Source organism: Chryseobacterium sp. PvR013 (assembly GCF_017833095.1).
GTDB lineage: Bacteria > Bacteroidota > Bacteroidia > Flavobacteriales > Weeksellaceae > Chryseobacterium > Chryseobacterium culicis_A.
The window spans coordinates 4,871,232-4,883,530 of the sequence record NZ_JAFIBT010000001.1 but is presented as its reverse complement, the minus strand read 5'-3'; the positions used below and the strand labels follow the sequence as shown (position 1 = coordinate 4,883,530).

Genomic DNA, 12,299 nt, shown 5'->3' with positions numbered 1-12,299 from the left:
TGATTCAAATATAGGAATTTACTCCTGTAAAAGGTTTTGATATAAAAAAAGAATCCCGGAGAACAAAAATTCTCCAGGATTCACAGTTTAAAAGTGTATAGTGTAGTTTATTATTTTTTATTCGCTTTTTCTTTTAGTTCTTCTTTGTCTTTATCAGAAGGGTTCCAAACTTTTATTTCAGTGTCTTTTGTAATGTTTGATCCCGGAAGAATCTGAACGTTGATACCGTCACTTGCTCCCAATTTCAAATATACTTTCTTGAATTTCCCATCTTTTTGTTTTACTTCTACGAAAGCTACATCTTTTCCTTGTTTCTTTTCATACTGAACTAAAGACTCATCCAATAATAAAGCATTTTTCTGAGAACTTAAAACAATTTCACCATTTGCAGAAAAACCTGCTCTAATATACTCATTATTAGGATTAGTTACATTCCCTTCTACCGGAAATTTGATTGTTCCTGCATTATCTTTTCCTTTAGGAGCAATCATCGTCAGTTTTCCCGGGAAAGTTTTGTTTTGCAGGGCACCGATTACGATATTCATATCCATTCCCTCACTCAGTTTTCCAGCTTGTGCTTCATCAATTTCACCTTTAAAGATCAGAACATTCAGATCTGCTACAGAACAGATTGTAGTTCCTGCGTTAAAGTTATTGGCTTCAATTACCTGGCTTCCTGCTTTTACCGGAACTTCAAGTACAGTACCTGAAGCTTTGGAACGGATTTCAGTGGTCGCTAATCCCTGCCCTTTAAGTTCAGGAGTCGCTCCTGTCTTAGCGATCTGTAATCTTTTTTGAGCAGTATTCAATTGCTGTTGGGCATTTTTCAAAGTTTGTTGTTGAGAAAACAACTGCTGCTGAGCGTTCAGATACTCCTGTTTAGATGCTACTCCCTGCTTGTATAGTCTTTCCTGCATTTCAAACTGCTTCTGCATATTTCCTACATTCATCTGAGCATTACTGATCTGAATCTGCGCATTCTGAACTTCCTGTTGAGATGCGTTTACTTCAGAGATGCTTGGAACGATTTTAACGGTAGCAATCAACTGTCCTACTTCTACTTTATCTCCTTCTTTTACTAAGATTTTATCTATAATCCCTGCGATATTGGGTTTAATTTCAATTTCTTCTTTGGGAACAATTTTTCCCGTCGCCATTACCTTATCATCCATATTCTGAACAGTAGGTTTACGGGTAAGGAACTCCTCACCTTCTTTAGAGTTTGATTTTATAAGATAGCCAAGCCCCGAGAACAATGCCACTGCAAATAAAAGCCCCAACACAATATAAATGGCTTTTTTCCAGGTGAATTTCTTTTTCATATGTATAGTTTATTTTTTATTAAATAGATTGAAAAATTTAAAGATTAAAAGATTGATTCTGTGCATTTATTAATCATTTATCTTTATTTTCAAATTGTTTGATTTTCAAATTAATTACTCTGTTCTTAATGCTTCAATAGGTCTGATTTTTACGGCTCTCTGTGCAGGAATCATCCCGATTATCAGTCCCAGAATTACCATTACAGCCATCGCAGCAAATACATTCCCATAGTTGACTGTCGGATTATAGAAAGGAAATGAATCCTGTCCCTGGGTAACCGCATTAAGAATCATCAGCACAAAAATTCCAAACATAAAACCTAATAATCCCGAGGAGAGCGTGATAACCACACTTTCCAGCAAAATCTGATTTCTTACTTCTGCCGGTTTCGCTCCCAATGCTCTTCTGATTCCGATTTCTTTGGTTCTTTCTTTTACGGTAATCAACAGGATATTTGAAATGGCAATTACTCCCGCCAAAATGGTAAGTGTACCCACGATAATTGTTAATAACTGCATTCCTGTAAGAAAACCTGTCAGTTTTTTAAACTCCTTTCCAAGGTTGAAACTTCCGAAAGCATTGGTATCTTCAGGTGAAACTTTATTTTTTGTTTTTAAAACCTGCTTTACATCTTCTTCTACAGAGTTCACATTGGCATTGGGCTTACTGACAATGGCAAACAAGTCAATCTGATCTCCTGCATTATACATTTTTGTATAGGTAGAAAGCGGAATGAAAGCCGTTTGGTCATTTTCAAATCCTCCTCCTTTTTTCACTCTGAAAACTCCAATTACATTAAAGAATATCCCTTTAATATTGATTGATTTCCCAATGGGATTTTCTTTTTTCTTGGCATCAAAGAAGTTTTTATAAATTTCTTCTCCAATAACTACTACATTTTTATTTCCAGAAACATCAGCATCATTGATATAGCGTCCGAAGATCAGTTTCTTTTCCGAAATCTTATTTCCTACGGAGTAGTCTCCGGTAAGTGAATAGGTCCCGTTCTTCCCGTTTCTGGACATAGACTCTCCCGGTGTTCCGGTAAAGCTTCCCCTTGCATTTTGTGGTGATATATAGTCTATGGCTGTCACTTTTCTTTTCAGCATTTCCATGTCGTTCAAGTTCAGGTGAACTTCCCGTCCCTTAGGAAATCCTTCATAAGGAATAGAGGTTTTCTGTGCCCAGAGAAATATTGAGTTGGTGGCAAAACCGGAAAACAATTTATCAAAACCATTCTCCATTCCTTTGGCTGCTCCAAGAAGGCTTACATACAAAAACATCCCCCATCCTACGCCGATCATGGTAAGAAATGTTCGGAGTTTATTATTCCTCAATGAATAATAGATCTCCTGCCAAGTATCTTTTTTAAATATGATATTCACCTTTTTGAATTATAAGTTATAAATTATGAATTATGAATTTCATTAATCCGTTTATCTTTTTTGTAAATTACTCTGTTCTCAATGCTTCGATCGGTTTGATTCTTGAAGCTCTGTATGCCGGAACAAATCCTGCAATTAATCCTGAGAAAATCAGGGCAATGAATGCCATAATAATGGCTCCCCAGCCCACACTTGGACTTTTGATGAAGAATTCTTCAAGGCTATCGCCAATAAGGCTCAATGTTAAAACTCCTACTCCTACTCCAATAAGTCCAGATACCACTGTGATTACAACACTTTCCTGAACAATCAGACCTACAATGCCGCTTGGTTTTGCCCCAATAGCCTTTCGTACTCCGATCTCCTTGGTTCTTTCTTTTACGATATACACCATAATGTTACTGATCCCAATAATTCCGGCAAGCAGCGTTCCCAGGCCAATGAATCCAACAATTGCTGTAAGAACCGCCATAAACATAAATGTGTCATTCATGTTTTGGGCATTATTCCATACCCGTATCCCTTTTTCATCATCAGGAGAAACACTTTTTCTCGCTTTTAGTTTATCTTTAAGCTCATCACCATATTTAATGGCCTGTTCCGGAGTCAGTTTATCATTGTATGTAATATAGGCTATATTTACTGTATCAGAGCCTTTTTTCATCTGCTGTAAAGTTGTAATAGGAACAGTAATATGCCTTTCATCGCGATCTCCTCCATCATCTGAAAAAACTCCAATAACCTTATACATCGTTCCATTAATATCGAGTTCTTTTCCTATCGGGCTTCCATTTTTAATCAAATCCCTCTGAACCATTCTTCCAATAACTGCAACATTTAATTTCCTTTCAAGATCCATCGCTGTGAGATACCTGCCATCAATCATTTTTCTGTTTTCAATGACTTGCTCTCCTGGTTCAGCCCCATTAATCTGATAAAGACCACTTTCTTTTCCATATTTCACCATTAAACTGGCAGTATATCTCGGGCTGGAAGGTCCGGCTTTTTCCTTATCTGCATTAATTAAAAAGTCATAGTCTGAGTTATTCATTGTTATACTTCGATCAGACTGAAGGCCTTTATATGCTAAAGAAGTTTTTCCTGTAGAAAAAATAATAAGATTTTTAGCATCTCCTGCAAACCCTTCAGAAAATGCATTCTGAAGTCCTTTTCCAATTCCAAAAAGTACAATGAAAATAAACAGCCCCAAAGCTACAGTAAAGCCTGAAAGCACCGTCCTAAGTACATTACTCCGGATAGAACTGAATATTTCCTGCCAACGATCTAGGTCAAACATAGTTTTTATTTTTTTACCTTGTAAAAAAGTCAATTAGCTGCGCTCTCAATTTTCTTCGAAGTCAATTAACGTTGTTGTCAATTTTATTCTTCACCAGACTTTAATTACGACCTAATTACTTTTTACATTTCTAATCTCTTTTCAACATTTTACTCAATAAAATAAATGTCGTTTTTATTAAATTTTCAATTTTTGTCAATCCTTGTCTTTCAATATAATTACAATCTATAACAATATCAAAACAAGAATCCAACTCAATAACCGATCCTCTGGCAATTTCAAAATACCTTTTCCTTTCCAGTTCAGATTTTCTTGAACATCCTTCAGTAATATTTGATACTACAGAAGTAGAAGCTCTCCTTATCTGGTCGATTATATTAAACTTTTCATTATCCGGAATTTTTGATAAAATTTTATAACATTCTATTCTTAATTCTCTGGCTGACTGATAAACATCAAGCTTATAATGGTTCAGATTTAAAAACATTTTTATTTTTTTTCATATTCATTTGTGTGTGCATTTTATAAATTATTTGTCCTCCTCATTGTAAAATTCATTTGCGAAGCAAAATTGACCATTCACTATTCACTTATAGTACAATCTGCTTAATAAACTCATCACTTTCAATAATCCCGTCTTTCAGTACTACATTTCTTTTGGTTTGTGCAGCAACATCCGGTTCGTGGGTTACAACGATAATTGTTTTTCCTTCATTATTGATATCCTGAAGAAGCTTCATAATATCATGAGTGGTTTTGGAGTCCAGTGCTCCTGTAGGCTCATCTGCCAGCACTACTTTTGGATCGGTAATTAAAGCTCTTGCAATAGCTACCCTCTGTTTCTGCCCTCCGGAAAGTTCACTTGGAAGGTGATTGGCCCATTGTGCCAATCCTACTTTCTCCAGGTATTCCATCGCTTTCTGATTTCGCTCTTTTCTCGGTACATTCTGATAGTACAGAGGAAGGGCTACATTTTCCAACGCCGTTTTATAATTGATAAGGTTAAAAGACTGAAAAATAAATCCTAAAAACCTACTTCTGTATTCCGCAGCTTTTACTTCAGATAAATGTTCGATAGGAACTCCATCCAATTCATAGGTTCCTGAATCTTTTTCATCCAGAATACCAATAATATTAAGAAGTGTAGATTTTCCGGAGCCGGAACTTCCCATAATAGAAACAAACTCTCCTTCAGAAATATTCAGATTAATTCCTTTAAGGACATGAAGTTTGCTTTTCCCTGTATCGTATGACTTATTTAAATCCTGAATTACTAACATTAAGTGATGTATGTTTTATACCCAATAAGTAGATGATATTTTCAAATTGTTACAAGAATAAAAATTTATTCAAATATTTTTTTGTTTAACACTATAAGCCTTTATTAATAATACTTTACAATATTTTGTTTAACTGTAACTTGGTATTTCCATCTATTTATCCCCAGGATTGCTGTCCAGCCTATTATTCGAGCCCCTTTCATGTAAATGTGGAAAACTTTTCAAGCTAAAAGTCAGCCTATTAGTATTTACCTCTTTCAAAATCAGTTCTTTTTTTCGAACTTTGCTGTTAGTTCTTTACAAGAAATACTGATTGAGGAAAGTGAATAACTTTAATTCACAATATACAGACAAACAAAAAGTTAAGTATTTCCGGAACGTTATCCACAAGGATCTAAATTATTTAATTATAAAGATATTTAATATGGGAATTTTTGATAAAAGAGTAAGCTATAAGCCATTTGAATACCCGGAGGTTCTTCAGTTTGTAGAGGCCATCAACAAATCGTTCTGGGTGCATTCGGAAGTGGACTTTACTGCAGATGTTCAGGATTTTCATTCGCAGTTGGAACCACATGAAAAGCATGCTGTGAAAAATGCGCTGTTAGCCATTGCACAGATCGAGGTGTCTGTAAAGACATTCTGGGGGAATTTATACAACCACCTACCAAAGCCGGAATTCAATGGATTAGGATCTACTTTTGCAGAGTGCGAGTTTCGTCATTCTGAAGCATATTCCCGTTTATTAGAGGTACTAGGATATAACGACGAGTTTCTTAACGTAATCGAAATTCCTGCTGTAAAAGGAAGAATCGAGTTCTTAGGAAATGCGCTAAAGCATGCTAATTCTGCGACTCCTAAAGAGTATGTTTCTGCTTTATTGTTATTCAGTATTTTAGTGGAAAATGTGTCTCTTTTCTCGCAGTTTGCGATTATCCTTTCTTTCACAAGATTCAAAGGATTCATGAAAAATGTTTCCAATATCATCGCATGGACTTCAGTAGATGAGCAAATTCACGCGAATGCAGGAATCTACCTGATCAACAAAATCCGTGAGGAACAACCTGACTTATTAACAGACAGCGATATTGAAGATATCTACACCTTAGTAGACGAATCTATCGCAAGAGAAGGTGATATCCTTAGCTGGATCTTTGAATTGGGAGAAATCGACAACGTTTCTAAAGAAGATCTTCTTAACTTCATGAAATACCGTGTAGATGACAGCTTGAAGAAAATCAATATGAAAACAAGATACAACATCACTCCGGAACAATACAGACCAATGGTATGGTTCGAGGAAGAAGTTTTTGCCAATTCATTAGATGATTTCTTTGCAAAAAGACCTGTAGACTATACGAAGCACGATAAGAGTATTACTGCAAACGATTTGTTTTAATACAGAGGCGCGAGCGAAGCGAGCGTCAAAGCAGTCAGTATTAGGATTATCCTTTTTCTGACAATATAGTGGAATTGCTGTTCATGAATAAAGCACAAATACAAAAGAAATGATCAATGTAATAGTAACCTATACGGTAAACCCCGAATTTGTTCCAAACAATAAAACCAATATCCAAAAGTTTCTGGAAGATTTCAAGAATTTAGATCCTTCCACCTTTGAATATAAAGTTTATGTAAAGGAAGACGGTGTTACTTTTGTACATTATTCAAACTACATCAATGAAGAAGTTCAGCATGAAGTTTTGAATGTTCCGTCTTTTAAAGAATTTCAGAGGTTAAGAGATGAAAGCGGACTGAACGGTTCCCACAAAGTAGAAATTTTACAATCAATACTATAAAAAAACAAAATTCCGGAGTGATTCTCTCATTCCGGAATTCGAAAATATAACATCTATGGAAGAGCAAAATTCAAATATATGGTGGCTCAATGAAGAGTCTGAGCAGATGCTGAACAGAGGATATCTGTTGAAAGGTGAAACGGTAGACGGAGCTATCGACAGAATTACCACTGCCGCTGCAAAAAGGTTATACAAACCTGAACTTCAACCGGCATTCAAAGAAATGATCACAAAAGGATGGATCAGTTTCTCTTCTCCTGTATGGGCGAATATGGGAACAGAAAGAGGTCTTCCTATCTCATGTTTCAACACTCACATTCCGGACAGCATTGAAGGTATTACTCACAAAATGGGTGAAGTAATCATGCAGACTAAAATCGGAGGAGGTACTTCAGGGTATTTCGGAGAATTGAGAAACAGAGGAACCGCTGTAACGGATAACGGAAAATCTTCAGGAGCAGTTTCATTCATGAAGCTTTTCGATACGGCAATGGATGTTGTTTCTCAGGGAGGTGTAAGAAGAGGTGCTTTTGCTGCTTACTTAGATATTGACCACGGAGATATTGAAGAATTTTTATCCATTAAAGATATCGGTAGCCCGATTCAGAACCTGTTTACCGGAGTATGTGTACCAGATTACTGGATGCAGGATATGATTGATGGTGATATGGAGAAACGTAAAGTTTGGGCAAGAGTATTGGAAAGCCGCCAGCAAAAAGGTCTTCCATATATTTTCTTCACAGACAACGTAAACAGAAATAAACCTCAGGTGTATAAAGATTTGGGAATGACGGTAAATGCAAGTAACCTTTGTTCTGAGATCATGCTTCCATCTACAATGGAAGAATCTTTCATCTGCTGTCTGTCTTCCATGAACCTTGAGTTGTACGATGAGTGGAAAGATACAGATGCTGTAAAATTAGCAGTATACTTCCTGGATGCTGTATTATCTGAGTTTATTGACAAAACTGAAGGTAATTATTATCTGCAGGGAGCAAGAAACTTCGCAATGCGTCACAGAGCTCTTGGATTAGGAGTTTTAGGATACCATTCTTATTTACAGAAAAATATGATTCCGTTTGAAAGCTTCGAAGCAACTCAGTTCAATGCAAGAGCATTCAGACATATTAAAGATCAGGCTGAGCAGGCTTCAAGAGAACTTGCCAACATCTATGGAGAACCGGAAGTATTGAAAGGATATGGATTAAGAAATACCACCACAATGGCTATTGCTCCTACCACTTCAAGTTCTGCAATCCTGGGACAAACTTCCCCTGGAATTGAGCCTTTCTCTTCAAACTATTATAAAGCAGGTCTTGCTAAAGGAAACTTTATGCGTAAGAACAAATACCTGGCAAAACTTTTGAAAGAAAAAGGACTGGATAATGAAGAAACGTGGAGAACCATCATGTTGAACCACGGATCTGTACAACACCTGAATGAGCTTACTCCTGAAGAAAAAGCAGTATTCAAAACATTTAAAGAAATCTCTCCAATGGAGATTATTTCTCAGGCGGCACAGAGACAGCAATATATTGACCAGGCACAATCACTGAATCTTCAGATTCCTTCTACAATGCCTGTAAAAGATGTCAACTATCTTTATATTGAAGCTTGGAAAAAAGGAGTAAAAACACTTTACTACCAAAGAAGTTCATCAGTTTCAAAAGAAATGATGGTTAACTTCGTTTCATGTTCAAGCTGTGAGGCATAGGACCAAGTAATAAACACGCTATATTTACAAAAGCATACCGAAAGGTGTGCTTTTGTCGTTTTCATAGATCTTGATTAATAGTTTAGTTCCCCAAAGATTGCGCAGATCTTCACAGATGATTGTGTGTACTTAAAATCGTTTAATAAAAATAAAAATGTACGTCTTTTATTGGTGAAATTCATCATTCATCATTCATCATTCATCATTCATCATTTACAAAAAAAGGTCCGGAAAGAAAATCCGAACCTTTGAAAAAGAATTATATGAAGTAAAATGTAAAAGCGTGATTAAAAATTGTATCGAACCCCCAGTTGAGCCTGGAATCTTGATGCAAATTGATCAATAGTATAAGGCAGTCCAGGGGTTTTGAAATTGTACGTAGGATCTCCGGCAGAAGGTTGTCCTGTCGTTACATTCCCAACCTTTGTTAATCCTACACTTGCTGTTGAATTGAAAGTATTAGGTACAAAATATACTTTGCCCCAATCTTTATTTAGCAGATTGGTAAAATTGATGATACTTAATGAGATTTGTATATTATTCTTGGATTTCTTGCTTAGCCTGATTTCATCCATGATTCTGATATCTACTTGAATATTCCAAGGAGTAACATCACCGTTTCTTTCTGTGAATTTGCCTCGTCTGGATTTCAGATAGTCATTATTGTTGACAAAGTTTTCATAGTCTGCAATCTGCTGCTGAGCAGTTACCACAACATTTCCTGAAGCATCTTTGATAGGAACGATATACTTTGCAGCTTCTGCAGCATCTTTAAAGATATAGGCAAGTCCTGCTGCCTGTCCTGTATTGGCAATTGTACTGTTTACAAATCCCCATGAAAAAGGATTTCCGGACTGAGCATTGAAATATACATTGGTGGATAACCTGTTCATATCGGAAATATTAAAGGCATATCCAAGATTGGCTACCACTCTGTTTTTGATGGCGAAATTGGAGGTGGTCAGTTTCGGATCATTAGGCGTAAGAGACTGGTTCATCTGCCAGTTACTTTCCATAGAGTTTCTGATACCATTGGTAATATCTTTAGCATCTCCGTAAGTATAGGCTACAAAGAAATTAAATCCGAAATCATACGACTTTGAAAGCTGTGCTGTCAGGTTATACCGATATCCTTCTTTTGTATTGGATAAAAGATAAGCGTTAGAGAAGTTACTGTTGATATTTGTGGTATAGATCGGCATTTCATGGTTCGTATCATAGCTGTAATAGGTCACATTATCCGTCTTGTTCACCTGCTGGAATTTCAGATCATAAAGTACTTTTGTATAGATTCCTTCTAAGGTTAATTTATATCCTGCCAAAGTATAATCGAAAGCTAATGAACTCCTCCACACTCTTGGCATTTTAAAATTATTATCAATAAGGTCTACCTGTACTTTTGAGGAGTTCTGCCATTTCGGGAAATTGGCACTGTTCAATGGATCTCCGTTGGCAGCAAGCTGTGCTGGTGTCGGTGCATTATAATCATAACTTCCAAAACCTACTCCATCATTATAATAAGCATATCCTAACCACGCGAAAGGAATTCTTCCCACAAAAATCCCTGATCCTCCTCGTAGTACCATAGATCTGTTTTCTGTAAGATCAATCGTAAATCCAAGTCTTGGAGAGAATGTTGGCTTATTCAGGTAGTTGTTGGTAAGCTGACTTAGTGGAGTGTAGCTGTAGGTATTGCCAGCGTTTGGATCCTGAGGAGAGTTGGTTACCAGTGGACTTAGTTGTGGTTTATTTGGCAAATCTGTATAATCTACTCTTACTCCCGGTGAAAGTCTCACTCTTCCCCAGTTGATTTCATCCTGAAGATACATGGAAAGCAAATTTACTTTATATTGTGCGTAAGGATTATCAAAAAGTGTCTGTCTGCTGTCTCCGTTGAAAGGGTAAGTACCTCTTATCCTTGCAGGTGTCCCATTATAAAAATCAGTTAAGTTTTTATAAGAAATTCTTCCGTTTAAAGCATTCACAAAACCATAGTCAATGTTATAAAGCTCATTGTGAGTTCCCAATAAGAACGTATGATTTCCTGTTTTATAAGTAAGATTATCTGTGATTTCAAAAGTTTTCTGCTTCATATTGAAAACAGTAGCCTCTCTGTCATTTCCTAACAGAATCGTTCCGCCATTATAAGCAATTTCCACCTGTGGAAACATCGCATTACCCGAAGTAGGATCTCTGTAATCATGAATGGATGAGTATCCCACCACTAAATTATTGCTCCACTTGTCATTAAAACGGCTTTTCAATTCAAGTGTAGTGGTAGACGCTGTATTTTTCTGAACGAAATCCATACTGGAGAACCTAAAGTTGGCTCCGTCTCTTTCCAGGTTGGATGCCTGTGAAAATACCGTATTATTTTTAATGGATAAAGTGTGTTTATCATTAATTTTCCAATCCAGTTTATTGAAAAGTTTAGAACTTTCAGAGAAGTTGTTGTACTGATTAAAGCTTCCTACATTGAAACCATATTTATTTCGTACAAAATCTGAAATCTGCTGAGCAACCTGCTCATTCACCAGTGCTCCCGGATCGTTGGCATTATAAAATACAGGATCTGTTCTCTTGGTATACTCAAGGTTGGTAAACAGGAACACTTTATCTTTAACCACCGGCAATCCTACTCTTCCACCATAAATAAAATCTTCAAAGTCACCTGGCATTTTAGAATTATCCCCTACTCTGTTTCTCCCTGTAATAGCTGCATTTCTTCCGTATGCATAAATTGAACCTGTAACATCATTACTCCCACTTCGGGTTACTGCATTAATACTTCCCCCAAGAAAATTTCCCAATTTCACATCGTAAGGTGCAATATACACCTGCACATCCTGAATAGCATCCAGACTTATTGAATTAGAACGCGTACTGCTTCCCGGCATTCCTGAAGTCCCGGTTTGCCCTCCCAATGAAGGACTGAAACCAATAGCATCGTTATTGATAGAGCCATCAATCGTCACGTTATTATAACGGAAATTGGTTCCGTTGAAAGAGTTGTTGGCACTCTGAGGAACCAGTTTGGTAACATCCTGAATTCCACGGTTGATATTCGGAAGGCCGGAAATTTGTGCCTGGCTGATTCCTACTCCATATTTTGCAGTCGTTTTTTTGGATGTAATTTTTACCTCATCAATTCTTTTTTCTTTGTTTCCTACTTCTACTACAGGCAAGTCGTTATTTCCTAAAGAAAGCTGCAGATTCGGATTTTCATAGATAACCTGTGATCCGTCAGATATTTCAATTTTGTAAGGCCCTCCCGGCTGAAGATTATCTAAACTGAACTGCCCTTTGCTGTTACTTTTCGTCTCAAAGGTACTATTGGTAGGAATATGTACTACCTTTACTGTGACTTCGGAAGAAATTCCCTTTAATCTTCCAAAAATTTTAGAGCTGGTTTCCTGTGAAAATGCAAACCCAAACGATAACAGAGCAAAAGCACAGATGATTTTTTTCTTCATATTTTATTCGCTATAAACTTGGTGTAAA

General features: G+C 36.6%; 9 protein-coding genes. 3 read left to right on the top strand and 6 right to left on the bottom strand.

Annotated elements, in window-relative coordinates; all coding sequences use genetic code 11:
* Positions 1–110 precede the first annotated feature (110 nt).
* From JOE44_RS22250 to JOE44_RS22230, 5 genes are all read right to left on the bottom strand, one after another.
* Positions 111–1,322, bottom strand: a complete 1,212-nt coding sequence (locus JOE44_RS22250) for an efflux RND transporter periplasmic adaptor subunit (protein ID WP_209787665.1) — start codon at positions 1,320–1,322, stop codon at positions 111–113.
* Between the two features lie 114 nt (positions 1,323–1,436).
* Positions 1,437–2,708 carry an ABC transporter permease gene (locus JOE44_RS22245; protein WP_209787662.1) on the bottom strand — a complete coding sequence of 424 codons (1,272 nt, stop codon included), beginning with the start codon at positions 2,706–2,708 and terminating at the stop codon, positions 1,437–1,439.
* A gap of 67 nt (positions 2,709–2,775) precedes the next feature.
* Positions 2,776–4,005, bottom strand: a complete 1,230-nt coding sequence (locus tag JOE44_RS22240) for an ABC transporter permease (protein WP_105681261.1) — start codon at positions 4,003–4,005, stop codon at positions 2,776–2,778.
* Between the two features lie 130 nt (positions 4,006–4,135).
* Positions 4,136–4,492: a four helix bundle protein gene (locus JOE44_RS22235; protein ID WP_209787659.1), complete on the bottom strand. Its 357-nt coding sequence runs from the start codon at positions 4,490–4,492 to the stop codon at positions 4,136–4,138.
* 103 nt (positions 4,493–4,595) lie between these two features.
* Positions 4,596–5,285, bottom strand: coding sequence for an ABC transporter ATP-binding protein (locus JOE44_RS22230; protein WP_034699055.1), 690 nt, complete (start codon positions 5,283–5,285; stop codon positions 4,596–4,598).
* 424 nt (positions 5,286–5,709) lie between these two features.
* Here JOE44_RS22230 and JOE44_RS22225 point away from each other — a divergent pair, with 424 nt between their 5' ends.
* The 3 genes from JOE44_RS22225 (at position 5,710) to JOE44_RS22215 (ending at position 8,798) form a co-directional block, all read left to right on the top strand.
* A complete protein-coding gene (locus JOE44_RS22225; protein ID WP_041461620.1) occupies positions 5,710–6,684 on the top strand; it encodes a ribonucleotide-diphosphate reductase subunit beta in 975 nt (324 codons plus the stop codon).
* Positions 6,685–6,793: 109 nt separating this feature from the next.
* Positions 6,794–7,084, top strand: a complete 291-nt coding sequence (locus JOE44_RS22220) for a hypothetical protein (RefSeq protein ID WP_209787656.1) — start codon at positions 6,794–6,796, stop codon at positions 7,082–7,084.
* Between the two features lie 55 nt (positions 7,085–7,139).
* Positions 7,140–8,798, top strand: a complete 1,659-nt coding sequence (locus JOE44_RS22215; protein WP_149833340.1) for a ribonucleoside-diphosphate reductase subunit alpha — start codon at positions 7,140–7,142, stop codon at positions 8,796–8,798.
* Positions 8,799–9,085: 287 nt separating this feature from the next.
* On the opposite strand, the gene JOE44_RS22210 is transcribed toward JOE44_RS22215, so the two are convergent.
* Positions 9,086–12,271, bottom strand: a complete 3,186-nt coding sequence (locus JOE44_RS22210; RefSeq protein ID WP_209787653.1) for a TonB-dependent receptor — start codon at positions 12,269–12,271, stop codon at positions 9,086–9,088.
* Positions 12,272–12,299 lie beyond the last annotated feature (28 nt).

Excerpts from the sequence above, each read along its gene's own strand:
- JOE44_RS22250 (WP_209787665.1), bottom strand. The coding sequence starts at position 1,322 with ATGAAAAAGAAATTCACCTGGAAAAAAGCCATTTATATTGTGTTGGGG.
- JOE44_RS22240 (WP_105681261.1), bottom strand. The coding sequence starts at position 4,005 with ATGTTTGACCTAGATCGTTGGCAGGAAATATTCAGTTCTATCCGGAGT.
- JOE44_RS22235 (WP_209787659.1), bottom strand. The coding sequence starts at position 4,492 with ATGTTTTTAAATCTGAACCATTATAAGCTTGATGTTTATCAGTCAGCC.
- JOE44_RS22230 (WP_034699055.1), bottom strand. The coding sequence starts at position 5,285 with ATGTTAGTAATTCAGGATTTAAATAAGTCATACGATACAGGGAAAAGC.
- JOE44_RS22225 (WP_041461620.1), top strand. The coding sequence starts at position 5,710 with ATGGGAATTTTTGATAAAAGAGTAAGCTATAAGCCATTTGAATACCCG.
- JOE44_RS22220 (WP_209787656.1), top strand. The coding sequence starts at position 6,794 with ATGATCAATGTAATAGTAACCTATACGGTAAACCCCGAATTTGTTCCA.
- JOE44_RS22215 (WP_149833340.1), top strand. The coding sequence starts at position 7,140 with ATGGAAGAGCAAAATTCAAATATATGGTGGCTCAATGAAGAGTCTGAG.
- JOE44_RS22210 (WP_209787653.1), bottom strand. The coding sequence starts at position 12,271 with ATGAAGAAAAAAATCATCTGTGCTTTTGCTCTGTTATCGTTTGGGTTT.